The following is a 24290-nucleotide window of genomic DNA, read 5'->3' on the forward strand; positions in this document are numbered from 1 at the left end:
AGAACCGGCATGGGCGAGGACCGCCGGAAGAGCACAGATCGCACGGTGCGGGTGGCCGTCGTCGGCGTCGGCAACTGCGCGGCGTCCCTTGTGCAGGGCGTGCACTACTACCGCGACGCCGACCCGGAGACCAGGGTGCCCGGCCTCATGCACGTGCAGTTCGGCGACTACCACGTCCGCGACGTCGAGTTCGTCGCCGCGTTCGACGTGGACGCCAAGAAGGTCGGCCGCGACCTGTCCGAGGCGATCGTGGCCAGCGAGAACAACACGATCAAGATCTGCGACGTGCCGCCCATGGGCGTGACCGTGCAGCGCGGGCCCACCTTCGACGGCCTCGGCGAGTACTACCGCGAGATCATCGACGAGTCCGACGAGCAGCCCGTCGACGTGGTCGCCGCGTTGCGCGAGGCGAAGGTCGACGTGCTCGTGTCGTACCTGCCGGTCGGCTCGGAAGAGGCGGACCGCTTCTACGCGCAGTGCGCGCTGGACGCGAAGGTCGCCTTCGTCAACGCGCTGCCGGTGTTCATCGCCTCGGACCCGGAGTGGGCCCAGAAGTTCGTCGACGCGGGCGTGCCGATCGTCGGCGACGACATCAAGTCCCAGGTCGGCGCGACCATCACGCACCGGGTCATGGCGAAGCTGTTCGAGGACCGCGGGGTGGAGTTGCTGCGCACGTACCAGCTCAACTTCGGCGGCAACATGGACTTCATGAACATGTTGGAGCGCAAGCGGCTCCAGTCGAAGAAGATCTCCAAGACCCAGTCGGTCACCTCGCAGATCCCGCACGAGATGGCCAAGGCGGACGTCCACATCGGACCGTCGGACCACGTGCCGTGGCTCGACGACCGCAAGTGGGCCTACGTGCGGCTGGAGGGCCGCTCGTTCGGCGACACCCCGCTGAACCTGGAGTACAAGCTCGAGGTCTGGGACTCGCCCAACTCGGCCGGCGTGATCATCGACGCCGTGCGTGCGGCGAAGATCGCCCTGGACCGCGGCATCGCGGGCCCGATCCTGTCCGCGTCGAGCTACTTCATGAAGTCCCCGCCGGAGCAGTACTCCGACTCGGTCGCGCGTGACGCCGTCGAGAAGTTCATCGCCGGCGAGGTCGAGCGGTAGCACCCGGTGCGCCCGGGGCCTAAACCCGAACCTGGCCCCGGGCGTCAGTGTGGTGTGCAGCCGGGATTCGAGGAGTTGTTCCACCAGCAGTTCGAGCCGATGAAGCGGCTCGCGTTCCTGCTCGGTGCGGACGATGCGGAGAACATCGCGCAGGAGGCGTTCCTGCGCTTGCACCGGCGGTGGCCGGGTTTGCGCGAACCGGACAAGGCGCTGGCGTACCTGCACCGGACGGTCGTGAACCTGGCCAAGTCGCGGTTGCGGCACCTGCGGGTGGTCCGCCGGGCGCCCCGCGAGGAGCCCGGCCTCGCCGACTCGGCGGAGGTGCACGTGCTCACCGGCCTGGTCGGTGGTTCGGTGCGGGCCGCGCTGGCCCAGCTGACCGAGCGGCAACGCCAGGTGCTGGTGCTGCGCTACTGGCTGGGGCTGGACCAGGCGGCGATCGGCGGTGCGCTCGGCATCGCCGTGGGCACCGTGAAGGCGACGAACTCCCAGGCCCTCGACCGGCTGCGCACCCTGCTGACCACCGAGGAGGTGCGCTGATGAACGACCTGGAAACCTTGCTGCGCAAGGAGTTCGACGAGCAGGCGCGGTCGGTCCCGGACTCCGCCGAGCCGTGGCGAGCACTGCAACGACGGCTCGCCCGCCGTCGCGCGCTGCTGGTCGGCGCGGCCGCGGCGGTGCTGCTGGTCGCGGTCGCGATCGTGGTGCCGCTTACCCGGCACCAGACCCCCATCACCCCAGCGACGGCCGCACCCACGAAGCCGTCGCCCACCACCGTTGCGCCGGTCTTCGACCACAACCACCCGGTGCTCCTCGCCGAGGGGGGCCGGGACAAGGCTTGGGCTTTCATGGTCGGTGACCGGGTCATCTGTGTCGCGATGACCAAGGGCAGCGCCGCCGTCGATCCGCAAAAGGCAGATTGCGCGCCGGATGCCGCGAATGACTCCAGCGGGCCCAGCCCGGTTCGGACCAGGGCGATCGGGCCGGAAGACGGCCCATTCGGTCACTTCTTGCTGTTCGTGGCGGATGAGGGTGTCCACGACTTGTCCGTCCGAAGCGGCGACGGCACCGCTGTCACGCTCCGGTTGCTCGGCACGACCCGGCAGCGGCAGTTCTGGGTAGCCGACTTCGGTGGCAGTCACCAGGGCTTCGGCTACGACGGGATCGATGCGAAGGGAAACCACTTCAGCGCGATCACGTAAATTTCGCGCCATGAGCGAGCGACCCACCGCGTTGATCACCGGAGCGTCCCGCGGCATCGGCGCGGTGGTCGCCGAGTCGTTGTCCGGCACCCACGACCTGCTGCTCGGCGGCCGCGACGTGGCGGCGCTGGAGAAGCTGTCCGCCCGGCTGCCCGAGGCGCGTCCGTGGCCGGTCGAGCTGACCGACCCGGCCGCGCTGGCCGCCGCGACCGCGGGCATCCACCGCCTCGACGTGCTCGTGCACTGCGCCGGCGTCGCGCGGGTGCTGCCGCTCGAGGACACCACGGTCGACGTGTGGCGCCAGGCCATGGAGGTCAACGTCATCTCCGTCGCCGAGCTGACCCGGTTGCTGCTGCCGGCGTTGCGGGCCGCCCGCGGGCACGTCGTGCTGATCAACTCCGGGGCCGGGCTGAACGCCAACCCGCACTGGGGTGCTTACGCCGCGAGCAAGTTCGCCCTCCGCGCGTACGCCGACGTGTTGCGTGCCGAGGAGGACGAGCACGGCCTCAAGGTCACCTCCGTGCACCCGGGCCGCACCGACACCGACATGCAGCGCGGTGTCCGCACCGACGAGGGCGGCGCGTACGAGCCCGACCGCTACCTGCGCCCCGAGTCGGTCGCGCAGGCCGTGCTCACCGCGGTGACGGCACCGCCCGACGCCCACTTCACCGAGGTCGTCGTGCGTCCGGCGCGCCGCTAGCCGCGCAGCCGGGTGGTGACCGCGCCCGCCGCGGCCTGCACCTCGTGCCGGTCCACGGTCGTGGGCTCACCCGCGGCGACCACGTGCTCGCCCGCCACCCAGACGTCGGTCACGTCGCGGTGCCCGCCACCCCACACCAGGTTCGACAGCAGGTGCTCGTCGGGCACGTCGAGCCCGGCCGTGAACGCAGGACCGTCGACGCCCACGTGCACCAGGTCGGCCCACGCGCCGGCTTCGAGCCGGCCGAGGTCGTTGCGCCCCAAGGCATCGGCGCCGCCCCGGGTCGCCAGCAGGAACGCCGTCGCGGCGGGCACGGCGGTCGAGTCCATAGTGGACAGGCGGGCCAGCATCGAGGCGAGCCGGGCGTCCTCCCACAGGTCGAGGTCGTCGTTGCTGGCCGGGCCGTCGGTGCCGATGCCGACCGCGACCCCGGCCGCCTGCAGGTCCACCAGCCGCGCGATGCCCGACGCCAGCTTCGCGTTCGAGCCGGGGCAGTGCCCGACTCCGACACCCGCGTTGGCGAACACCTGGATGTCCTTGTCCGACAAGTGAACCGCGTGCGCGGCGAGCACCCGGCCACGCAGCATCCCCACCGTCTCCAGCAACACCGGCACCGAACCGAACTTCTCGCGCTGCTCGGTGTCCTCGGGCAGCGACTCGGCCACGTGCACCTGCACCAGGGCACCGCGGGCCTGCGCGTGCTCGGCGACCTCGGTCAGCGCCTCTGGCGACAGCATGTACGCCGAATGCGGGCCGTAGCCCAGTTCCACGCGGTCACCCGGCCCGAACCGCAGGCCGTCGGCGTCGATCCACGCGCTGATCTTGTCCAGCTCGGCCCGCCAGTCCCAGCCGGGTGCGTCGATCACCGCGGGCGCGACGAGGACGCGTGCGCCCGTGGTCAGGACGGCGTCGACCAGCTGCTCGGCGTGGAAGTACATCTCGGCGGTGGTGGTCACGCCGTGGCGCAGCATCTCCACCGAACCCAGCAGCATCCCGGTCCGCACATCGACCGGGGTCATCTTCGACTCGGCCGGCCAGATGACCTCGTGCAACCAGCGCAGCAGCGGCAGATCGCCGCCCATCCCCCGCAGCACGGTCATCGGGCTGTGGGCGTGCGCGTTGACCAAGCCGGGCAACAGGATTCCCGAGCAGCGCCGGACCGGCCCGCGGTGTTCGGGCGCCGCGGCCGACGGCCCGCAGTAGGCGATCCGGCCGTCCGGCCCGATGTCGACGGCGGCGTCGCGCAGGACGGAGCACCGGGGATCGGCGGGCAGTACGGCGGAGGCCAGCAGGCGAACAGCGTCAGGCATGTCCAGATACTGCCGTATCAGGTTCGGACGAAGGCGGGGCCGTCCTGGTCGCCCGGCATCGGCAGGTAGGCCTGCGACGTGTGCTCCATCCGCACGCCGGCCGCGTCGAACGAGTGCAGCACCGCGCGGTTCAGCTCGACCGCCGCGCGCTCGCGCCACAGGCTGCGCTCCGAGGTCACGTCCAGCCCGAGCCGCTTCGCCACCGTGTGCGCCATGCCGTAACCGACCTCGTCGGCGAGCACGTCCTCGCCGATGGCCTGGCACAGGTAGACGCCGTTGAACGGGGCCGACGGGTATTCCACGCCGCCGATGCGCAATCGCAGGTTCGCGATCGCGGGCACCGCGTGCCAGCGCAGGCCGAGCTCGCCGAACCACGGCAAGTCCGGGTGGCTCAATGGGACCTCGCACACCGATTCACGCGGGATCGGGAAGAGCAGCGGCTGACCCGCGTTCTCGATCACCAATGGGAGCAGGTCGAACGCCGTGCGCTTGGCGGGTGGGCGCCAGCCGAGCCGGGTCACGCCCGCGGTGAAGTCGACGTAGCGGCGATCGCCCAGCACGCCACCTTCCTCCTGGTAGCCGGCGTAGCGGACCAGGTGGTCGTTGCGGATGCGTGGCGCGTCCTTGGCGAACACCGTGACCACCGGGGTCACCACGCCGTTGCCCGCGGCCATCCGCAGGTGCTTCAGGCATTCCGTCGCCACCGCGGCGGGTTCCCGCACCGCACGCAGGTCGCGGACCAGCACGTCGCGCCAGCCGACCGTGCGCGGGCACCACCCGCTCTCCCGGACGGCCATCCGGGCGCCGTAGGCCAGCTCGGCCTTGGTGTGCCGGTAGCTGCCGGTCGCCGCGACCTCCGCCCGCACCTGGGCGATGCGCGTGTCGACCTGGCCGGCTTGGGGGCGCACCCGGTGGAACCGGCGCAGGAAGTCCTCGGCCGCGGCCAGATCGACCGTGTGCTCGGGACGCACGTCTGGGAGGTCGTCGCGCAGAGCGGTCACCCGGTAGGTATCGTCGCCCACCCTCACGGGCTCGATTACACCTTCGGGTGGCCTTGACTCACATTCGGTGACGCTATTGCCGCTCAAAGAGCAGGTCGCGGCTGATCCTGCCCTCTTCGTCGGCACGCGACTCGAATTTCGTCACCGGCCGCCACGACGGGCGGGGTGCCCACCCGTCGTGCTTGTTGCGCAGCAGCGGTTCGGCCGAGCAGACCTCGAGCATCTGCTCGGCGTACTCGGCCCAGTCGGTGGCCAGGTGCAGCACGGCGCCCTCGGCCAGCCGGGACGCCAGGAGCGCAATGAACTCTGGCTGCACCAGCCGTCGCTTGTGGTGGCGCTTCTTCGGCCACGGGTCCGGGTAGAAGATGCGTGCGCCGGCGAGCCGGCCCGGCTCGATGTGGTCCTCGAGCAGGGTCACCGCGTCGCCGCGCAGGACCCGCAGGTTCGCCAGGCCCATCGCCTCGGCCCGCAGCATCAGCTGGGCCACGCCGGGCTGGTAGACGTCGATGGCCAGGTAGTTGGTCTCGGGCTCGGCCTGCGCGAGCAGCGAGGTGGTCTCACCCATGCCGGAGCCGATCTCCAGCAGCAGCGGCGCTTCGCGCCCGAACCAGCTCGTCGCGTCCAGCGGGCCCTCGGGCAGGTCGACCACCGCGCGCCCGATGGTCCCCCAGTGGCGTTCCCACGCCTTCTCTTGGCCGACGGTCATCCGGCCGCCGCGGTGCACGTAGCTGACGATGCTGCGGCGCCTGCCGAGCTGGGAGTCCGGGGTGGTCACCCGCAGACGGTAACCAAACTAGGAAAGCGATTCGATGCGGGCCACGTTGGCGCGCAGGTCGGCCAGACCCGCGACGGCGACCGGCGGCCGCTGCGCCTCGCCCGCGTGCACCGGGTAGACGTCGATCAGGCCGGGGTGACGGTCGGTCAATGCCAACGTGGTCGGCACGCCCGGTTCGGTCAGCGTGCGCTCGGAGGGCATGTACTCCCAATACCCGGTGTCCCCGTCCGCTCCCCACGGCACGAAGACCCAGCCCGCGCGTGCTTCCAGCAGGCGGGCGACGCGGTCCTCGACGGCGAACGCCTCGGCCCGCGAGCCCAGCAACCCGCTCGCGACGGCGCGCAGCCACCAGGGCGCCGGCACGTCGGGCTCGAGCTCGGTGGTCTTGCGGTAGAGGGCGAGCACCTCGCGTTCGGGTGCTCGGTGCAACCAGCCGCGGCGGGCCTCCGCCGGGCTGCGTGCGGAGTCGACGGCGTGCTGTTCGACCGCCTGCGCCCACTCGAGTGCGATCGTCGGCTCGACGTTGAACGCCGCGTGCGTGTCAGCCACCACCGTCAAGGGCCACCTCCCGACTGTCTTACGTACCAATACCCATGTGACCTGCGGTGATACCCAAGTGTCCGCCAGCTGTGCCGGAACTCACAAGGTCGTCACGAGATGTTGACGCGAGTTCATCGAAAGGTCACAAGTCCGCGTAACTCGCGTATCGCCGCCCGGAGGCCGCGTGTTGCGGTATCGACTTGGTTTCACGCGACTGGACCAATATCCGATTAACCCCGGACATGCGAAGGCCCGGATCACCCCCCGATGGTGATCCGGGCCTTTGCCTTCCCCCAGCTACCGCAGCCCCGGTCGACCTGAACCCCGAAGCTCAGGCGTCCCTGCGGTTGACCACCCACAGCGAGATGATCAGCAGCACCAGCGCGAAGACGCCGAAGTACAGCAGGCCGACCCACGGGCTGTAGGTGATCTCCGATATCGGCGGCCCGTCAGCCCCGCGGGCACCGGCGTCCGGTCGCCCGGTCAAGAAGTGCTGGGCCATGTTGAACGGCAGCCAGCGGTGGATCTTCGGGCCGACGTTCGGGATGATCTGGATCAGGTTCTCGGCCAGCTGCGAGTAGATGAGCACCAGCGAGATCGCGCCCGCCGAGTGCCGGATCATCGTGCCGACCGACACCGCGATCACCGCGGCGAGCGCGTAGATCAGGCCGGTGCCGGCCACGACGCGCCACTCGTACGCGGAGTTGATCGCCAGGTCCGCGCTGCCCTTGATCAGCTTGGCGATCCCCCACGAACCGAACGCGGTGATCTCACCGATCACCCCGGCCAGCACCGCGACCACGGTCGTCTTGGCCAGCAGTGCCTTGCTACGGCTGGGCACGGCCTGGAAGGTGGCCCGGATCGTGCCGAACCGGTACTCGGTGGTGACGGCGAGCGCGGCCATCACCATGATCACGACGAGGCCGAAGCCGTAGCCGAACTGGGTCGTCGCGACGGTGACCGGGTCGTCGGCGTTGCTGGTCCCCGCGACGAGGGCGGCGAACCCGACGGTGACGACCAGCGCCATCACCATGCACCACCACGGTGATCGCGTGGTGAAGAGCTTGATGCGTTCGACGGCGAGCAGAGTCATCGGTTCACTTCCCCTGGGACATGAGTTCGGCGGCGGCCGCGGCCGCGACGGCGTGGTCGTCGGTGATGTCGGTGTGGTACTCGACGGAGTCGCCGGTCAGCTGCATGAACGCCTCTTCCAGCGAGCCGCGCTGCGGCGAGAGCTCGTGCAGGACGACGCCGTGCTTGGCGGCCAGCTCACCGACCGTCGCACTGTCCACACCGGACACGACGAGCGCGTCCGCGTCGTCGCGGACCTCGATGCCCTCCCCGGTCAGCGCCTGCCGCAGGGCCGGCAGCTGCGGGCTGCGCACCTTGACGGTGTTCTCCGTGGCGCGCGAGACGAATTCCTCGGTGCTGCTCTGCGCGATCAGCTTCCCCCGGCCGATCACGATGAGCTCGGACGCCGTCAGCGACATCTCCGACAGCAGGTGGCTGGACACCAGGACGGTCCGGCCCTCGGTCGCGAGGCGCTGCATGAACTTGCGGATCCAGAGGATGCCCTCGGGGTCGAGGCCGTTGACCGGCTCGTCGAAGAGCAGCACCTCCGGGTCGCCGAGCAGCGCGGCGGCGATCCCCAGCCGCTGCGACATGCCCAGCGAGAACGCCCCCGCCCGCTTGTTGGCCACCGAGGTCAGGCCGACCAGTTCCAGCACCTCGTCCACGCGGGCGGCCGGGAGCTTGTTGGACTTCGCCATCCAGCGCAGGTGGGCCCGCGCGGACCGGTTGGGGTGCACCCACTTCGCGTCGAGCAGCGCGCCGACGGTGCGCAGCGGGTGGTGCAGGTCGTGGTACCGCTTGCCGTTGATCTTGGCTTCGCCACCGGTGGGACGGTCCAGCCCGAGGATCATCCGCATCGTCGTGGACTTGCCGGCACCGTTGGGCCCCAGGAACCCGGTCACCCGGCCCGGCTGCACGGTGAACGAGAGGTTGTCCACCGCTACCGTTCGCCCGTAGCGCTTGGTGAGGCCTGCTGCCTCGATCATGGTTTCTCCCCTGAGTCTTTGCTACCGCTGCCTCCATTGTGGAGGGAATGGCTGTGCGGGCGCGTCGTACTGGGGTCGCACCCTCGGTCAGCTTGTGGTCGTAGCTTGCCCTGGCCTGAAGACCGACGCGATCCGTGATCACCCTGACCCGACCCTGGTTCTCGGATGGGTGACACAGTTAATGAACTGTGGTTCAATAACCACGTGGCGCGCCCCCGGACCATCTCCGACCAGCGGATAGTCGAAGCGGCGGGCGCCGTCATCGCGCGCATGGGGCCGGGGTTCACCCTGGCCGAGGTCGCCAGGGAAGCCGGCGTGGCCGTGGGATCGGTGTCAGGGCGGTTCGGCTCGAAGCACGGTCTCCTCGTGGCGGTCGCCAAGGCCGGCACCGCGGACATGGTCGAGTCGATGCGGGCGGCGGCCGCCGCCGAGTCGTCGCCGGTCGTGGCACTGCGTGAGGCGGCGGTCACCTCCTACGCCCACCTGGGTGGTCCTGCGGAGGCGGCCAACCACCTGGGTCAGCTGGGCGTGGACATCGGCGACCCGGAGTTGCGTGGACTGCTCGCCGAGCACTTCGCGGCGACGGAAGCGGAACTGGCGGGCCTGGCCGCTCGAGCCGGCCTGCCGTGCGGTGCGGCCCGGGTGCTGCAGGGGTTGCTCGCCGGCATCGCGCTGGACTGGTCGATCCGTCCACAAGGGACGCTGGTCGACCGGCTGCGCGCGGATCTGACGTTGGTACTGGAGGGATGGACATGACGTTGGCAGGAAAGGTCGCCGTGGTGACCGGCGCGACCCGCGGGTGCGGTCGCGGCATCGCGGTGGAGCTGGGCGCACTCGGTGCGACCGTGTACGTGACCGGCAGGACGACGCGGGAGCAGCGTTCGCCGATGAACCGTCCCGAGACGATCGAGGAGACCGCGGAACTGGTGGATGCCGTGGGCGGCAAGGGGATCCCGGTGCGCTGCGACTTCACCAAGGTGTCCGATGTGGACGCTCTGGTGGACCGGATCGACAGCGGGGTCGACATCCTGGTGGACGACGTCTGGGGCGGTGACCCGTTCCACGTCTTCGGCGTGCCGTACTGGGAGCAGGACCTCGACGCCGTGCTCAGCCTGGTGCGCAACGGCGTGGAGACCCACCTGATCGCGTTGCACCGGCTGATGCCGTTGGTGGTGCGCAACAAGGGCATGGTCGTGGAGATCACCGACGGCGACGACGAGACCTACCACGGGGCTGGGCTCGCGTACTACCTGGTCAAGTCGAGCATGCGGGCGCTGGGCCGGGCGCTGGCCGGTGAACTGGAAGGCACGGACTGCACGGCCCTGACGGTGACCCCGGGTTTCCTGCGCTCGGAGTTCATGCTGGACCACTTCGGCGTCACCGAAGCCACCTGGCGCGACGGGGTGGCGAAGGAACCGCACTTCGTCATGTCGGAAACGCCGCGCTACATCGGGCGAGGCATCGCCGCGCTGGCCGACGACCCGGAGAAGGCGCGGTTCAACGGCAAGGTCATGGCCAGCTGGACCCTGATGCGCGAGTACGGCTTCACCGACCTGGACGGCACCCGTCCCGACTGGGGCCGCTGGTACGACGAGGTGGTGGCGACCGGCAAAGAGCCGGACACGGTCGACGCCGCGGCCTACCGCTGAACCAGCTGGCGGTCGAAGTCCTCGAGGAGCCGGTCGACGGCGGCGCTCAACTGCGCGGCGCTCGCCGGGGTCACGGTGATGTGGTCGCCGTGCCTGATCAGCTGGTAGCGGCCGGTCGTGCCGCGGTAGAAGGCCACCACCCGGTCCCCGCGCCGCCCGTCGACCTCCACGGCGAACTGGCCGACCTCGGTGGCGCCGTCGGTCATCTCGGCCAAGGCGCGCGCGTCGCCGCGGGCGACTCCACTGTCCTGCAACGCTTTCTGGCGAGCGATCGGCGTCGAAGCCGCCTCGGCCGCAGCCAGCGCTCGGGCGTCCACCGTCACCGACCGCCCGGCCCCGGCGGGCGCCGCGGGCAACACCTCGACGATCGTGGCCGCGAGCCCGGTCTCCGGCACGGTCGCGAACCACATCCGGTCGCCGTCGAGCTGCGCGAGCACCGCCCGCCGTGGACCGACGGCCAGCACGGTGCGCAACGCCCCGACCCGCAACTCGATGGCCTTCTTCCGCTCCGCGATCACGGCGAAGAGCGCGGCCACCGCCGGCCGCGGCTGACCGGGCCCATCGGCAAGCCCACGCCCACCGAGCGCGTCCCACACCTCCCGCTCGATGACCGCCCGCTCGGTGTAGGTGGCCCCCGGCGACGGCACGTCGAGGATCAGCGGCGGCAAGCCATACCCGAGCCCACGCCACACGACATCGAACTCGGTCGCGGACAAGGCGAACTCGGTCACTCGGGCCCACCAATGACATCCGGCGCGACGAAGAACTCCCGGTTGCGGGGGTCGCGCAGGTAGTCGTCGTCCTCGTCGAAGTGCTCGTCGCTGGGGAGGCCGTACTTGTTGGTGTGCTCGCTGTCCTCGTCGCCCTCGGCGCTGGGCCCGCCACCCAGCATCCCGCCCATACCGGCCCCACCGGCGCGCCCTGCTCCCCGCCGCCCCATCGCGGCTTCTTCCGTCGCGGCCAGGCCCGCGCCACTACGTGCACCGGGCTGCGCCCCACGCCCAGCTCCGCCCGATTCACCAGGCGCGCCCGACCGGCCAGCACCCGACCCGCCGTCCCCGCTCGACCCGTTCGACCCACCGGACCGGCCATATCCACCGGCACCGGGATATCCATCCGCACCGCCGGAGCCGCCCCACCCCGGCGTCCCGTAGCCGCCAGGCCCGGACGGACCGCCTTGCCCGCTACTCCACGACCCACCTGGGCCGCCCGACACCACCGGTGCACCAGAACCCGGCGGCGTGGCCACCGAACTCGGATCGGTCCCCTGAACCGGCACCGGCGGAGCGCTCACGTGCTGCCCACCAGGAACGGTCCCGTGCGTCGACGTTCCGCCTGAACTGCCATAGGAAGAAGACGTGCCACCGCCGGGCGCAACCGGCCCATCCACACCGCGCCGACTCGGCGACTGGCTCTTCGTCTGTGGCGGCGGCGCATCGGTTCCCGTGTCGAGCACAACCTTCGGCACGGGCGGGATTGCAGGCAACGCACTGACCCGAGCCTGTGTGGCGTCCCGGTACTCGCCCATGACCTCACGCGCCTGCTGCTCAGCCGACCGCCGTGCCGCCAACTGCGCATGCGGATCCTGAGTGGCGTCAACGAGCTGCGGCCGGTTGCCGCCAGCCGACGGCAGTGGCACCGGCAACGGCACCCGGCTGCGCGTTGCTGCCGACTCTCCGGACTGCCCCATCGCTGCGTAGCGGTTGTTCTCGCTGTGTCCGTGCATGGCGTCGCCGTAGTCGCGCATCGTGACCATCGCCCCGTGTGCCGACTCCGCGGCCGAGCCCTGCCAGTCCCCGGCGTTGGCTCGCTGTACGGCTCGATTGGTGGTCTCACTGCTCTCGTAGAGCACCGAGACGACCTTCTGCATCCGCGCTTCGAAAACGTGGGTGGTCCTGTCCGCGTCCCCCTCGCCAACCCAGCGCATGATCTCTTCGTGCGAGACCCCGTCGAGTCTGACGTCGCTGATGTCGACCATGTGTCAACGGCTCCCCGTCGTCTCGATCGCCAGCCCGGCCACCTTGTCCGCCTCCGTGCAGTACGTCGATGCAGGAGCTGGTTCGCCACTGAGATTGTTTACGAAGATGTCGATGTACTGACCATCGTGCACATCGATGATCAAGTGGCAGTTGTTTGGCAGGTCGTCGGTCGGCTTGGGCTTGATGCGCAACGCGGGAAATCCGTCCACGGTGGTCTTCTCCGGCGGGTTGACGGTTTCCCTTTCCGGGTTGGTCAACCACACGGATGCGTCCTCGGTGGTTACCGGGGAGATGAGCAGGCCAGACCCGCTGGTAGACGATGAGAAACTGCAAGAGGGGGCGCCCGTCACATCGTTGGTGTCGTGTTGCGGCGGGCGCTGGTAGCCCTTGTCGTATTCCATCTCTCGCGCTTGGCTCTTGGTCAGCATGTCGCAGGGGTCGATCCCTGTCAGATCGATGTCGCGTGGCCGGGGCGGCAAGACCCGGGAGGTGGTGGATCCAGTGGTCGTCGATCCGGCTGACGTGTCTGAAGTGACCGATGTCGCGGAGGTGGGCTGACCCTGCGCCGAATCGGTGCAGGACGTCACGACGACCGAAAGCAGGCCGCAGGCAGCGACCACAAGCCAAGGCTTCACGGGGTTTGCTCCTGCTGCTGCATCAACTGCTTGTTGAGTTCTTCCGTCTTGCCGTACTGATCGGCGATCACCTTCAACGCGTTGAAGGTGTCGACCTGCTGCTTGTGCAGCGCTCTGATGGTCGCTACCAGCGAGTTGTCGTCCTTGACGAAGTAGTTGTTGAACTCGTCCTTGGCCCATTGGCTGAAGGGGTCACCAAGCCAGGGCTCCTTGATCAGGAGGTCGTACTCGAGGCCTTGGGCGATCGGCTCGTAGAGGTCGGCGATCTGGCGGAAGGTGACCGCCAGTTCGACGACGTTCTCCGGCGTCACCTGCAGACGCTGGGTCCCCGTGCCTGCTGTAGGCGCGGGTGTGTCGGCATGGCTGCCGCCGCCGTCCTTCTGAAATCCGGCCACGATCCCCCCAGGTCATCCCCTTGCAACCAGGGAGGATAGCGAAGCACGACGACCTGACCGGGGCTGTTGATCAGGTCACCACCCGGTTGGGCTAACGGTTATGCCTCACCGGGGCGAACGAGTCCGGTCTCGTAAGCAAGGACCACCGCCTGCACCCGGTCGCGCAGTCCGAGTTTCGCCAAAACGCGGCCCACGTGCGTTTTGACAGTTGCCTCGGAAAGGAACAGTTTTCGCGCGATTTCGGTGTTGGACAAACCCTGGGCCATCAATACCAGGACTTCGCGTTCTCGTTCGGTCAAAACGTCCAGTACCGCGGCATCGCGCAGTTTTCCGCCCGACTGGCCCAGGAAGCGGTCCAGCAACCGCTTTGTCACCGAAGGCGACACGACCGCGTCCCCCACCGCCACCGAGCGCAAGGCCGACACCAAGTGGTCCGGCGGTGTGTCCTTCAGCAGGAACCCGCTCGCGCCGTTGCGCAACGCCGACAACGCGTACTCGTCGAGGTCGAACGTCGTCATCACCAGGACCTTCGATGTCCCCGCGTCGGTGATCAGCTTCGTTGCCTCGACGCCGTCCAGCACGGGCATGCGCACGTCCATCAGCACCACGTCGGGGCGCAGCGAGGCGGCCAACTCGACCGCGGCCTTGCCGTCGCCGGCCTCGCCGACGATCTCCATGTCCTCCTGCGCGCCGAGCACGAGACGGAAACCACCGCGCATGAGTTCCTGGTCGTCCACGACGAGCACCCTGATCACAGGCACAACCTACGCACCGTCCACCGGGATCACGGCCCGAACGCGCCAACCGCCGGCGGGGCCCGGACCCGCGGCCAGCGAGCCGCCGTACACGTGGGCGCGCTCGCGCATGCCGATCAGGCCGTTGCCGCCGGAGACGCCGACCAGTTGCCTGCCGCCCGCACCGTCGTCGGTGATGTCCAGTTCGATCCGCTCACCCAGCCTGGTCACCGTGACCTCGGCGGACGCGCCCGGGCCGGCGTGCTTGAGCGTGTTCGTCAACGACTCCTGCACGATCCGGTAGATCCCCAGGCCCACGCCCGCGGGCAGGTCGTCGAGGTCGCCCGACACCGTCAGGGTCACCGGCAGCCCGACGCCACGCACGCGCTCCGCGAGCTCGGCGAGCGACCCGGCGCCCGGCTGGGGCGTGCGGTCCACGTCGCGACCGTCTTCACTGCGCAGCACCCCGAGAAGCCGGCGCAGCTCGGTCAACGCTTCCCGGCCGGTGGCGGAGATCGTCTGCACGGCGCGTTCGGCGAGTTCCGGATTCCGCCGAACCGCGTATGCCGCGCCGTCGGCCTGGACCACGATCACGCTCACCGCGTGCGCCACGACGTCGTGCAGTTCGCGGGCGATGCGCGCGCGCTCGCGCCCCACGGCGATCCGGGCCTGCTGGTCGCGCTCGGTCTCCAGCAGCGCCAGCCGCTGCGCCACCTCGTTCTGGTAGGCGTGCCGCGCGCCGATGAACTCGCCGAGCACCCAGCACAGGGCGAAGGTGATCGTCACGACGATGAGCGCGATGACGCCGCTGCCGTTGTGCCAGCCGATCCGCCACCAGGCCCAGGCCACCGAACCCACCGCGAGCAGCGCCGCGTACCGCACGGCGTGCCAGCGCCCCGCGTAGGCCACCAGCGTGTACAGCGAGATGCCCAGCGCCATGTCGGCGAGGCGGATCACCGCGTCGTGGGCGTGGGTCGGCCCGCTCGGCCCGTGCGTGAACAACTGCACGTACCCGGCCACCAACACGATGTAGGCCGAGAGCACGGGGTTGCGGCGCCGGATCACCAGCGGGCCCAGCAGCCCGAGGCCCACGACCCAGAACACGACCGCGTTCACCCCGCCGGGCAGGTCGAACAGCGACAGCAGCTCGAACACGGCCAGGCATGCGGCGATGACACAGTCCCCGACCAGGGGATGTGCCTGCAACCACAAGCTCAAGCGCCGCATGGGTCCAGCGTAGGTCGACTTCGGACGATCACGCGTCAGACCGCCGTCGCACCTCGTGTCCTACCCGCGGCTGACCCCCGTGGGCGCGCGCACCCGACACTTTGACCGAACGCGTCGCCGTCGCGAAGCGCGACGTGGCACGATCAGTGGCGAATCCCCCGATCCGGCCGCGAGGAGAGAAGGCGTGACAACGGCCACCGAGCAGCAGCACATGGCCGGCCCGCTGTCCGCGGCGGTGGCCCACCTGTGCACGCGCTTGCAGCCGCAGGTATCCGCGCGCACCGCCGCCGGCTTCCGCGAAGTGCTGCGCCGGCTTTCCGCGCCGCTGCAGGTCGCAGTCGCGGGGCGCATCAAGTCGGGCAAGTCCACGCTGGTGAACGCGCTGATCGGGCGCCGGGTCGCGCCGACCGACGTCGGTGAGTGCACCCGCCTGGTCACCCGCTACCAGTACGGCACGGTCGACCGGGTCGAGGTCGTGTTCAAGGACGGCCGCAAGCAGGTGCTGCCCTTCGACGTCGGCGGCATGATCCCCAACGACCTCGAGGTCGACTTCGACGAGGTCTCCCACCTCGAGGCCTACCTGACCAACGCGGTGCTGCGCGACCTGACGGTGATCGACACGCCGGGCCTCGGCTCGCTGGACGCGGCGTCGGTCAAGCGCACCGAGGAGCTGCTCGGCGTCGCCGGCGGCAGCGCCCGCCACCGCGCGTTCGACGGCACGGACGAGGGCACCGAGGGCAAAGAGGACGAGAAAGAGGACGACGACGCCGACCTCGACCCGACCTCGCGCAACGCGGTGGCCGGCGCCGAGGCCGTGCTCTACGTCGTCACCCAGGGCGTGCGCGCCGACGACCAGCAGGCGCTCGCCGCGTTCACCGCCGCCACCGCGAGCCGCGAGGCCGGCCCGGTCAACGCGATCGCGGCGCTGAACAAGGCCGACACGATCGCGCCAGAGTCCGTGCAGGGTTCCGACGGCGACGTCTGGAAGGCCGCCAGCCTGATCGCGGAGAAGCAGGCGGCGACGCTCAAGCCGCGGGTCGCGGACGTGATCCCGGTGATCGGCCTGCTGGCCGAGTCCGCCGAGTCCGGCGGCTTCACCTCCGCCGACGCCGACGCGCTGCGTCAGCTCGCCGCCCTCGATGACGCCACATGGGAAACCATGCTGATGTCGGCGGACATCTTCGTCAGCTGGGAGTGCGACGTGCCGACCGGCACCCGCACCCGGCTGCTGGAGAAGCTCGACCTCTACGGCATCCGCTGCGCGGTCGACGCGCTGCGTGCCGACCCGGAGCTCACCGCGGGCGCGCTGCGCCGTCGCCTCCTCGACGCCTCCGGGCTGGCCAAGGTGCGCGGCCGGCTGGACGCGGTGTTCCGCGCCCGCGCCGACGGCATCAAGGCCGCGGCCGCGCTCGCCTCGGTGACCGCACTCGCGCACGCCTCCGGCGACGCGGGCGAGCGGCAGCGGGTGCACGACGCGATCGAGGTCCTGCTGGCCAAGCCGGAGGCCCACCAGCTGCGCCTGCTCGAGGCGTTGACGCTGGTCACGTCCGGTGCCGTGAACATGCCCGACGACCTCGCCGAGGAGGTCCTGCGGGTGGGCAGCAACGCCGACATCGGCGACCAGCTCGGCATGAAGGGACGCCCGCAGCGGGAGCTGTCCGCGTTCGCGCTGGAACGGGCCGGGTGGTGGCGTTCGTTCGCCTCGTTCGGCGCGACCCCCGCGCAGAGCCGGGTGGCGCACGTCGTCCACCGGGCCTACTTCCTCATCTGGCAACAACTGCGCGAACAAGCGGGGTGATCGCGTTGGCGAACTGGTTCAACAAGAAGGGCCGGACCGAGGAGGCCGACCAGGCCGACCAGGCCGACTCGACGGTCGAGGTCAAGGCCCACGTGATCGCCGACGCGATCCGGGCCGGCCAGGTGCAGCAGATGATCGGCCAGCCGATCGCCGGTCACCCGCGCCCGCCGCAGCAAACCCCGCCGCCGCAACAACAAGCGCAGCCGGCCCAGCAGACCCAGCAGCAAACCTATGCACAGCAACCGGCCCCGCAGGCGCAGGAAGCGCCGCAGGGCACGGCAGAGCCGGAGGCCGCAGTGACCGAGCCACAGCCCGAGCAGCCGGTCGCGGTCGACCAGCCCGACACCGACGCCACCGCGACGCTGCTCGACCAGGCGCTGACCGAGCGACGCACGCTGGTGCAGCTCTGCCTGTACGCGCTCGACCGGGCGCGCAGCGCGGGCGTCACCGAGCGGATCGAGGAAGCGCTCGCGACCGTCGGCGTGACCGCGCTGCGCCCGGACGGCGACAAGTTCGACCCGACCCTGCACGAGGCCGGCGGCACGGTCGACACCGAGAACGCCGAGCTGGACGGCATGGTCGCGGAGACCGAGGTGGTCGGGTTCAGCGACCGCGGCACGACCCTGCGGGTGCCGATCGTGACCGTGTACACGGCCAAGAACGCGCCCCAGACCGGCATGCAGGGAGCCACTACATGACGGCGCCCGCGGTCTCGCTGCCGAAGGCGGTCGCGCAGACCCGCCAGCAGCTGCTCAACCACCTCAAGGAAGCCGATCCCGAGGCGGCCAAGGAGATCGAGGAGCAGCGGTCGAAGCGGTCCAACCGCCCGACCGTCGTGGTCGTCGGGGAGACCAACCGCGGCAAGAGCTCGCTGGTGAACGCGTTGATCGGCCAGGAAGGTCTGTCCCCTGTGGACGCCGAGGTGGCCACGGCGACCTACCTGACCTTCGGCCACGCCGAGCAGTGGCATGCCAAGGCCTGCTACCCCGGCCAGTTCGCGCCGATCCCGATCGAGCTCTCCCAGCTGGTCAACTGGGTGTCGGCCGCGCACGAGCTGCCCGAGGGCCAGATCCCGCCCCGGTACGTGGAGATCGAGGGCCCGTCGTCGCTGCTGGAGAAGCTGTCCGTTGTGGACACCCCCGGGGTCGGTGGGCTCGACTCCATGCACGGCGAGCTGGCCATCGAGGCCGCGGCCAGCGCGACCGCGCTGCTCTTCGTCGTCGACTCCTCCGCGCCGTTCACCTCCGGCGAGCTGAAGTTCCTCAGCGAGGTCGGCGAGCGGGTCGAGACGGTGATCTTCGCACTGTCCAAAACGGACGCCTACCGCGGCTGGCGGCAGGTGCTCGACGCCAACCTCGCGCTGCTGGCCGAGCACGCGCCGCGCTTCACCGACGCGAAGTTCCACCCCGTGTCCTCGCGGATGTACGCGATGGCGGCCAAGGCCCCCAACCCGGACGCGGCGGGCATGCTGCGCGAGAAGTCCGGCATCGAGGAGCTGCGCACCGAGATGGAGGGCCTGCTCGTCGGCCGCTCGGTGATGCTCGGCGAGGCGAACACGCTGCGCTCGCTGTCCAGCGCGCTGGACGCCGTCGTGGTGAAGTTCGAGGCCGAGAAGCGGGCCCTGTCCACCGGTGCCGCCGAGGTGGAGAAGCTCAAGGAGCGCAAGGAAGAGCTGACCGCCAAGCGCAAGGAGTCCACCAAGGGCTGGCAGGTCACCATGCGCAGCGAGATCCAGCGCACCCGCCTGGAGATCACGCACGAGGTGTCCCGCCAGGTGCGCGACATGCAGTCGTGGTTCCGCCAGCAGATCGACGCGTCCGACCGGGACAAGCTGGCGACGCTGCCGCAAGAGGTGGACCACGCGCTGCAGCTGATCTCGCACAAGGTCGCGAACCAGCTCTCCAACCGGCTGAACCAGGTCGCGCAGAAGTCGCTCTCCGAGCTGTTCTCCACCGACGAGCTGACCGTGCTCAGCGCCCAGATCGCCCGCGCCGAGAACCCGCCGGTGGTGCTGCGCCCGCCGGAGAAGCGCCAGACCACCTCGGACGACAAGCTCATGGTCATCATGGGCGGGTCCAGCGGTTTCGGGCTCGCGCGTGGTGCCGCGTCGATGATCCCCGGCATGGCCGGGGTCGCGGCGGCCGGCTTCGTGATGCTGCCCGTGGCGGTCGTGGGCCTCGGCCTCGGCTGGTGGATGGGCCGCACCCGCAAGTTCCAGGCCGAGAAGACGCACATGAAGCAGTGGCTGGGCGACGCCATCGCCGACGCCCGGTCCACACTGGACCAGCTGGTCGCCGAGCAGATGATCGAGGCCGATTCACAGCTCTCCCTGGCGATGGACGAGGCGCTGCGCAACCGCATCTCGGAGATCGAGGACGAGCTCAAAGAGGTGGACAAGGCCATGCGCCTGGACGCCACCGAGCGGTCCAAGCGGCTCACCGCGGTGAGCAAGAAGCTGACGGACGTCACGAGTGGACGCGAGCGTGCCCAGGCCTTGCTGGCACGAATTCGGTCTGTACGGGATCGAAACGCCTGAATCGGACGTCTGAGCTACAACGGCGCTACAGTGCGCGCCACTGGGGTAGGTCATCACTGAGGGAGAACCACCATGCACGAGCACGACGACTACGACGCCGCCTCGGACGGCGGATACGTAGAGGTCAGCTCCCAGGGCGAGACGTACGAGCTGGACGCTCAGTACGACCTGGACCACGACGGCGTGGATGACAGCGCGGTCGTCGGGCACGCGGACGGCAGCAGCACCACGTACACCGACACCGACGGCGACGGGGACGCCGACTACAAGGTGACGGTGAACGACGAGGGCCAGGTCATCGACCAGCAGCGCCACGACGAGTCGTCCGACACGTGGGTGGGCATGAACGAGGGCGCGCACACCGAGAACGCCGACACCGCGGCGGCCGACGGCGAGCACGTCATGGTGGACACCGGCCACGGCGAGGTCGACGCGGGGGCCGCGCGCTACGACGTCGACGACGACGGCGTGAAGGACACCGCGGTCGTCACCGACGAGGACGGCGACCGGATGTACCTGACCGATGTGGACGGTGACGGCAACGCGGACGTGGCCACCGAGGTCGACGCCGACGGCAACGTCGTGGTCTACACCGAGTCCGGCGCCGACGGCGACTGGGAGGTCGCGGAGGCCGGGCACGTGGACGCGCAGGGCAACCTGGAAGTGGACTACACGCGTCGCTGACCGCGTTGTCCGGATAGCGGACCGCCTGATCAGGGCCGCGTGGGGGCGGGGAACCACCAGGCCCTACCGTGAGTCATAGAGGCAAGTCAAGGCATTCACGAGAGCCCCAGCCTGGGGGCGAGGAACGGGGAGCACCGTGTACATCGACGAGACCGGCGACACCGGCCACGACGACACCACCACCGACACCACCAGCGGTCACGACGACACCATGACCGTCACGGTGGAGGGTGAGGACTACACCACCGACGAGAACTACGACATCGACGGTGACGGCACCAACGACACCGCGGTGATCGACGACGGTCAGGGTGGCGTGGTCGCGTTCACCGACTCCGATGGCGACGGCGACGCCGACGTCGCGGTCGAGGTCGGCGCGGACGGTCAGGTCGAGGGGGCCGCGCAGTACAACGAGTCGACCGGCGAGTGGGAGCCGGTGGACGTGGGCGCGGGCGGCACCGGGGGTACCGACACCCCGGATGCCACCGACACCTCGGCGAGCACCAGCACCGACACCAGCTACGACGACACGTCGGCGAGCAGCAGCACGAGCACCGGCTCTGGCGAGGACATCACCGTCGAGACCCCGGACGGCTCGTTCGACGCCGGCCAGGCCACCTACGACACGGATGGTGACGGCGTCGCCGACACCGCCGCGGTGACCGACGGCCAGGGCGACACGATCTACGTCACCGACACCGACCAGGACGGCGACGCCGACGTCGCGGTCGCGGTCGACTCCTCCGGTGACGTGGCCGTGGCCCAGGAGCAGGGTGACGACGGCAACTGGCAGGTGACCGAGACCGGCTACGTCGACAGCTCGGGCAACTACCACCAGGACTCCGCTTCCAGCGGTGCGGACTCCTCCTGGTCCTCCTGACGTCTAGACCAATCCTGACCGACCCCGGCGCTTGCGAGCGCCGGGGTCGTCTTTTGTCCGCGTTCGGCGCCCGGTCGCCGGAATGCTTGCGTGTCAGAAGCCTCTGAATCGATCCCCTTATCGTTCTTGTGAGAGAACGAACAGACCAGCGCTCGGTCAACTGCCGGTTGCCCAGCTAACCTCGTGGGTATCCCAGTATTTGGTTCCGCTCGGCTCGACCCCCGGGCGGAGCTTCAGCCATTCAACGAGGACGCCGATGTCCGCTCGGACAGCGGCGTCCGACTGGTTTCGGCACCACATCAGGAGACGAGGCACATGACGGCAGTTCAGGAAGCGGGACAAACCATTCCTGGTCTTGACCAGGCCCCGACGGCACACCGCAAGCTTCTGGACTGGGTGCGTGAAGTCGCCGAGTTGACCACCCCCGACCGGGTCGAGTGGGTGACCGGGTCGGACGAGGAGTGGGACCGGCTGACCACCAAGCTCGTCGACGCAGGCACGTTCGTCCGGCTGGCCAAGAAACCGAATTCCTTCTGGGCCGCCTCCGACCCCGACGACGTCGCGCGGGTCGAGGAGCGCACCTTCATCTGCTCGCACGACGAGAAGGACGCCGGGGCGACCAACAACTGGATGCACCCCGGTGAGATGAAGGCGATCATGACGGAGCTGTACCGCGGCTCCATGCGCGGTCGCACCATGTACGTGATCCCGTTCTGCATGGGCCCGCTCGAGGCCGAGCAGCCGATGCTCGGCGTGGAGCTCACCGACTCCGAGTACGTCGTCGTCTCCATGAAGATCATGACCCGCATGGGCACGAAGGCGCTCGACAAGTTCTACGACGACCAGGGCAACGAGCGCGACTTCGTCCAGGCGCTGCACTCGGTCGGCGCGCCGCTCGAGCCGGGCCAGCAGGACGTGGCGTGGCCGTGCAACACCACGAAGTACATCACCCACTTCCCCGAGGAGCGGGTGATCTGGAGCTACGGCTCGGGTTACGGCGGCAACGCGCTGCTGGGCAAGAAGTGCTACTCGCTGCGGATCGCGTCGGTGATGGGCCGCGACGAGGGCTGGCTCGCCGAGCACATGCTGATCCTCAAGCTGACCTCGCCCGAGGACAAGGTCTACTACATCGCGGCCGCGTTCCCGAGCGCCTGCGGCAAGACCAACCTCGCGATGCTCGACCCGACCATCGAGGGGTGGAAGGTCGAGACCATCGGCGACGACATCGCCTGGATGCGGTTCGGTGACGACGGCCGGCTCTACGCCGTGAACCCGGAGAACGGCTTCTTCGGCGTCGCGCCCGGCACCGACTACCACACCAACCCGAACGCGATGCGCACCATCGCCAAGGGCAACTCGCTGTTCACCAACGTCGCGCTGACCGACGACGGCGACATCTGGTGGGAGGGCATGGGCGAGCCGCCCGCGCACCTCACCTCGTGGAAGAAGAACGACTGGACGCCGGAGTCCGACGACAAGGCCGCCCACCCGAACTCGCGCTACTGCACGCCGATCGAGCAGTGCGAGACCAAGGCGCCCGAGTGGGACGACCCGAAGGGCGTGCCGATCTCGGCGATCTTCTTCGGCGGTCGCCGCGCGACCACGATCCCGCTGGTCACCGAGTCCCGCGACTGGCAGCACGGCACGTTCATGGGTGCCACGCTGTCGTCGGAGACCACGGCCGCGGCCAAGGGCAAGGTCGGCGTCGTGCGCCGCGACCCGATGGCCATGCTGCCGTTCATCGGCTACAACGCCGGTGACTACTTCCAGCACTGGATCGACACGGGCAAGCGGGCCGACGCGACCAAGCTGCCGAAGATCTTCTACGTCAACTGGTTCCGCCGCGACGAGGACAAGAGCTTCCTGTGGCCGGGCTTCGGCGAGAACTCGCGCGTGCTGAAGTGGGCCATCGAGCGGCTCGAGGGCAAGGCCGCGGCCAAGGAGACCCCGATCGGCTGGGTGCCCACCGCCGACGACCTCGACCTCGAGGGTCTCGACGCGGACCCCGCGAAGATCGAGGCCGCGCTGAAGGTCGACGCCGACGAGTGGCGGGCCGAGATCCCGCTGATCGAGGAGTGGTTCGACAAGATCGGCGACACCGTGCCGACCTCGCTGCGTGACGAGTTGGCAGCGCTCAAGCAGCGCCTGGGCTGACGATCCAAGAACGGACCGCGGCGGTCACCCCGATTTCGGGTGACCGCCGCGGTTTTTTCTTCGCATACCCGCGTCACGACCTGCGAGTTCGTTCGTTTCCCGGGTCAGAAGTGGGAGGATGCGACTCATGGCAGGCACCTGGAACTGGCGGCGCTCGGACGCCGATCAGCGGGTGCACGCGTTCCGGGCCGACGACGCCGTCGGCACCTTCTGGGAAGCCGCGTGCGAACTGAGCGTCCCGGCGAGCAAGATCAAACGCACCCACGAGGGCGCTCGCTGCGTGCCGTGCCTGTTGATCATCGGCGACCAGCTCGCCGAGCGCCTGGGCCAGTAGCGCCGCCGCGGTTGTCCACAAGAGACTGCACAGCACCGACGGTGCACGCCGGAGCGCTCGCCGTGCACGGTCCGGTGTGGACGGTCTCCCCCGCTCGCCTTTTTATCCTGGCCGCCACCTGCGCACTGTCGTCGTCTGGCACTGGTGTTGCTGGTGTGACACGTGGTGCGTTGCGGCCCTCAGCGCCCACCGGCAGTCGCCGTCTCCGGTAGTTGTCCACAGCCTGTGGACAAAGCTGTGCACAGCCTGTGCACCGCTGGTCCGAACGTGGCGTGACCGCATCGAAATGAAGTTGTCGAGCTCACACCGCAACTCGGACACTGTTCTGCACGTCCAAACCAATGACCGACCACCGAGATGAGCGAGAGGAGATGCGCCGTGGTTCTCGCCGGAGTCGCCATGTTGCTGCTGGCTCTCGCGGCCATCGGCATGGTGCTGGCGTCCGCGGGTCTGCAGGACAAGGACGCGCAGGGAAAGCAGAAGACCGGGGATGGGGAGGCGAGCCGGGTACCCGCGGCGGAGGAGGACTGCCGCGGGTACCTCGGTCGCGCCGTCGCGGTGCGCTGAGCAGGCACGCTAGATCG

At 69.6% G+C, this 24290-nt stretch carries 26 protein-coding genes; 14 read left to right on the top strand and 12 right to left on the bottom strand.

Translation table 11 applies throughout. The features are described 5' to 3' along the window. Positions 1–9 precede the first annotated feature (9 nt). Genes EV186_RS05895 through EV186_RS05910 form a run of 4 tightly spaced genes read left to right on the top strand, consistent with a single transcriptional unit; the run spans position 10 to position 3018 of the window. Entirely contained in the window at positions 10–1116 is a 1107-nt protein-coding gene (locus EV186_RS05895; protein WP_133848017.1) for an inositol-3-phosphate synthase, read from the top strand. A gap of 54 nt (positions 1117–1170) precedes the next feature. Continuing rightward, a complete protein-coding gene (locus tag EV186_RS05900; protein ID WP_243753832.1) occupies positions 1171–1656 on the top strand; it encodes an RNA polymerase sigma factor in 486 nt (161 codons plus the stop codon). Next, complete coding sequence (locus tag EV186_RS05905) at positions 1656–2318, top strand: hypothetical protein (RefSeq protein WP_133848018.1); 663 nt, start codon at positions 1656–1658, stop codon at positions 2316–2318. The genes EV186_RS05900 and EV186_RS05905 overlap by 1 nt, the downstream gene beginning before the upstream one ends. Positions 2319–2328: 10 nt before the next feature. Continuing rightward, positions 2329–3018: an SDR family oxidoreductase gene (locus tag EV186_RS05910; protein ID WP_133848019.1), complete on the top strand. Its 690-nt coding sequence runs from the start codon at positions 2329–2331 to the stop codon at positions 3016–3018. Here EV186_RS05910 and EV186_RS05915 read toward each other — a convergent pair. The 6 genes from EV186_RS05915 to EV186_RS05940 form a co-directional block, all read right to left on the bottom strand. Then, positions 3015–4328 carry an amidohydrolase family protein gene (locus tag EV186_RS05915; RefSeq protein WP_133848020.1) on the bottom strand — a complete coding sequence of 438 codons (1314 nt, stop codon included), beginning with the start codon at positions 4326–4328 and terminating at the stop codon, positions 3015–3017. The two genes, EV186_RS05910 and EV186_RS05915, sit on opposite strands and share 4 nt — an antisense overlap. A 17-nt stretch (positions 4329–4345) precedes the next feature. Further along, positions 4346–5356 carry a nitric oxide synthase oxygenase gene (locus EV186_RS05920; RefSeq protein WP_243753833.1) on the bottom strand — a complete coding sequence of 337 codons (1011 nt, stop codon included), beginning with the start codon at positions 5354–5356 and terminating at the stop codon, positions 4346–4348. A gap of 46 nt (positions 5357–5402) precedes the next feature. Further along, on the bottom strand, positions 5403–6035 hold the full coding sequence (trmB, locus tag EV186_RS05925; protein ID WP_243753928.1) for a tRNA (guanosine(46)-N7)-methyltransferase TrmB: 633 nt from the start codon (positions 6033–6035) through the stop codon (positions 5403–5405). 87 nt (positions 6036–6122) lie between these two features. Further along, complete coding sequence (locus EV186_RS05930) at positions 6123–6653, bottom strand: hypothetical protein (protein ID WP_208115483.1); 531 nt, start codon at positions 6651–6653, stop codon at positions 6123–6125. Positions 6654–6975: 322 nt separating this feature from the next. After that, the gene (locus EV186_RS05935; RefSeq protein WP_133848023.1) at positions 6976–7737 is read right to left on the bottom strand and encodes an ABC transporter permease; all 762 of its coding nucleotides are present in this window, start codon (positions 7735–7737) and stop codon (positions 6976–6978) included. Positions 7738–7741: 4 nt separating this feature from the next. Further along, the gene (locus tag EV186_RS05940; RefSeq protein WP_133848024.1) at positions 7742–8701 is read right to left on the bottom strand and encodes an ABC transporter ATP-binding protein; all 960 of its coding nucleotides are present in this window, start codon (positions 8699–8701) and stop codon (positions 7742–7744) included. Positions 8702–8905: 204 nt separating this feature from the next. Between EV186_RS05940 and EV186_RS05945 the strand changes: the two genes are divergently transcribed. Then, positions 8906–9457 carry a TetR/AcrR family transcriptional regulator gene (locus EV186_RS05945; RefSeq protein WP_133848025.1) on the top strand — a complete coding sequence of 184 codons (552 nt, stop codon included), beginning with the start codon at positions 8906–8908 and terminating at the stop codon, positions 9455–9457. Continuing rightward, entirely contained in the window at positions 9454–10350 is an 897-nt protein-coding gene (locus tag EV186_RS05950; protein WP_133848026.1) for an SDR family oxidoreductase, read from the top strand. Before EV186_RS05945 ends, EV186_RS05950 begins: the two co-directional genes overlap by 4 nt. On the opposite strand, the gene EV186_RS05955 is transcribed toward EV186_RS05950, so the two are convergent. From EV186_RS05955 to EV186_RS05975, 6 genes are all read right to left on the bottom strand, one after another. Beyond that, the gene (locus EV186_RS05955) at positions 10341–11081 is read right to left on the bottom strand and encodes an ESX secretion-associated protein EspG (RefSeq protein WP_133848027.1); all 741 of its coding nucleotides are present in this window, start codon (positions 11079–11081) and stop codon (positions 10341–10343) included. The genes EV186_RS05950 and EV186_RS05955 overlap by 10 nt on opposite strands. Then, on the bottom strand, positions 11078–12328 hold the full coding sequence (locus EV186_RS05960) for a hypothetical protein (RefSeq protein ID WP_133848028.1): 1251 nt from the start codon (positions 12326–12328) through the stop codon (positions 11078–11080). The genes EV186_RS05955 and EV186_RS05960 overlap by 4 nt, the downstream gene beginning before the upstream one ends. 3 nt (positions 12329–12331) lie before the next feature. Next, positions 12332–12964 (bottom strand): DUF3558 domain-containing protein, encoded by a 633-nt coding sequence (locus EV186_RS05965; RefSeq protein WP_166659034.1) that lies wholly within the window; start codon positions 12962–12964, stop codon positions 12332–12334. Beyond that, complete coding sequence (locus EV186_RS38750; RefSeq protein WP_166659035.1) at positions 12961–13359, bottom strand: hypothetical protein; 399 nt, start codon at positions 13357–13359, stop codon at positions 12961–12963. The genes EV186_RS05965 and EV186_RS38750 overlap by 4 nt, the downstream gene beginning before the upstream one ends. 98 nt (positions 13360–13457) lie before the next feature. Beyond that, positions 13458–14114 carry a response regulator gene (locus EV186_RS05970; RefSeq protein ID WP_133848030.1) on the bottom strand — a complete coding sequence of 219 codons (657 nt, stop codon included), beginning with the start codon at positions 14112–14114 and terminating at the stop codon, positions 13458–13460. Between the two features lie 9 nt (positions 14115–14123). Continuing rightward, on the bottom strand, positions 14124–15320 hold the full coding sequence (locus EV186_RS05975) for a sensor histidine kinase (protein ID WP_208115484.1): 1197 nt from the start codon (positions 15318–15320) through the stop codon (positions 14124–14126). A 211-nt stretch (positions 15321–15531) separates the two neighbouring features. Here EV186_RS05975 and EV186_RS05980 point away from each other — a divergent pair, with 211 nt between their 5' ends. The 8 genes from EV186_RS05980 (at position 15532) to EV186_RS06015 (ending at position 24273) form a co-directional block, all read left to right on the top strand. Next, the gene (locus tag EV186_RS05980; protein ID WP_133848802.1) at positions 15532–17118 is read left to right on the top strand and encodes a dynamin family protein; all 1587 of its coding nucleotides are present in this window, start codon (positions 15532–15534) and stop codon (positions 17116–17118) included. Between the two features lie 296 nt (positions 17119–17414). Further along, positions 17415–17816: a nucleotide exchange factor GrpE gene (gene grpE / locus EV186_RS05985; protein ID WP_243753929.1), complete on the top strand. Its 402-nt coding sequence runs from the start codon at positions 17415–17417 to the stop codon at positions 17814–17816. Further along, the gene (locus EV186_RS05990) at positions 17813–19654 is read left to right on the top strand and encodes a dynamin family protein (protein WP_133848031.1); all 1842 of its coding nucleotides are present in this window, start codon (positions 17813–17815) and stop codon (positions 19652–19654) included. Before grpE ends, EV186_RS05990 begins: the two co-directional genes overlap by 4 nt. 72 nt (positions 19655–19726) lie before the next feature. Beyond that, complete coding sequence (locus EV186_RS05995; protein WP_133848032.1) at positions 19727–20338, top strand: hypothetical protein; 612 nt, start codon at positions 19727–19729, stop codon at positions 20336–20338. A 136-nt stretch (positions 20339–20474) separates the two neighbouring features. Next, the gene (locus EV186_RS06000) at positions 20475–21218 is read left to right on the top strand and encodes a hypothetical protein (RefSeq protein ID WP_133848033.1); all 744 of its coding nucleotides are present in this window, start codon (positions 20475–20477) and stop codon (positions 21216–21218) included. A gap of 315 nt (positions 21219–21533) precedes the next feature. Continuing rightward, on the top strand, positions 21534–23372 hold the full coding sequence (locus tag EV186_RS06005) for a phosphoenolpyruvate carboxykinase (GTP) (RefSeq protein WP_133848034.1): 1839 nt from the start codon (positions 21534–21536) through the stop codon (positions 23370–23372). 127 nt (positions 23373–23499) lie between these two features. Next, the gene (locus tag EV186_RS06010; RefSeq protein ID WP_133848035.1) at positions 23500–23706 is read left to right on the top strand and encodes a hypothetical protein; all 207 of its coding nucleotides are present in this window, start codon (positions 23500–23502) and stop codon (positions 23704–23706) included. A gap of 378 nt (positions 23707–24084) precedes the next feature. Beyond that, positions 24085–24273 (top strand): hypothetical protein, encoded by a 189-nt coding sequence (locus EV186_RS06015; RefSeq protein ID WP_133848036.1) that lies wholly within the window; start codon positions 24085–24087, stop codon positions 24271–24273. Positions 24274–24290 lie beyond the last annotated feature (17 nt).

The sequence above is a fragment of the Labedaea rhizosphaerae genome, assembly GCF_004362825.1.
GTDB lineage: Bacteria > Actinomycetota > Actinomycetes > Mycobacteriales > Pseudonocardiaceae > Labedaea > Labedaea rhizosphaerae.

Coding starts and splice junctions, on each gene's coding strand:
- EV186_RS05975 (WP_208115484.1), bottom strand. CDS start 15,320: ATGCGGCGCTTGAGCTTGTGGTTGCAGGCACATCCCCTGGTCGGGGAC.
- EV186_RS05895 (WP_133848017.1), top strand. CDS start 10: ATGGGCGAGGACCGCCGGAAGAGCACAGATCGCACGGTGCGGGTGGCC.
- EV186_RS05935 (WP_133848023.1), bottom strand. CDS start 7,737: ATGACTCTGCTCGCCGTCGAACGCATCAAGCTCTTCACCACGCGATCA.
- EV186_RS05940 (WP_133848024.1), bottom strand. CDS start 8,701: ATGATCGAGGCAGCAGGCCTCACCAAGCGCTACGGGCGAACGGTAGCG.
- trmB (WP_243753928.1), bottom strand. CDS start 6,035: ATGACCGTCGGCCAAGAGAAGGCGTGGGAACGCCACTGGGGGACCATC.
- EV186_RS06005 (WP_133848034.1), top strand. CDS start 21,534: ATGACGGCAGTTCAGGAAGCGGGACAAACCATTCCTGGTCTTGACCAG.
- EV186_RS05905 (WP_133848018.1), top strand. CDS start 1,656: ATGAACGACCTGGAAACCTTGCTGCGCAAGGAGTTCGACGAGCAGGCG.
- EV186_RS05910 (WP_133848019.1), top strand. CDS start 2,329: ATGAGCGAGCGACCCACCGCGTTGATCACCGGAGCGTCCCGCGGCATC.
- EV186_RS05995 (WP_133848032.1), top strand. CDS start 19,727: ATGCACGAGCACGACGACTACGACGCCGCCTCGGACGGCGGATACGTA.
- EV186_RS05950 (WP_133848026.1), top strand. CDS start 9,454: ATGACGTTGGCAGGAAAGGTCGCCGTGGTGACCGGCGCGACCCGCGGG.
- EV186_RS05990 (WP_133848031.1), top strand. CDS start 17,813: ATGACGGCGCCCGCGGTCTCGCTGCCGAAGGCGGTCGCGCAGACCCGC.
- EV186_RS05980 (WP_133848802.1), top strand. CDS start 15,532: ATGGCCGGCCCGCTGTCCGCGGCGGTGGCCCACCTGTGCACGCGCTTG.
- EV186_RS05960 (WP_133848028.1), bottom strand. CDS start 12,328: ATGGTCGACATCAGCGACGTCAGACTCGACGGGGTCTCGCACGAAGAG.
- EV186_RS05915 (WP_133848020.1), bottom strand. CDS start 4,328: ATGCCTGACGCTGTTCGCCTGCTGGCCTCCGCCGTACTGCCCGCCGAT.
- EV186_RS06010 (WP_133848035.1), top strand. CDS start 23,500: ATGGCAGGCACCTGGAACTGGCGGCGCTCGGACGCCGATCAGCGGGTG.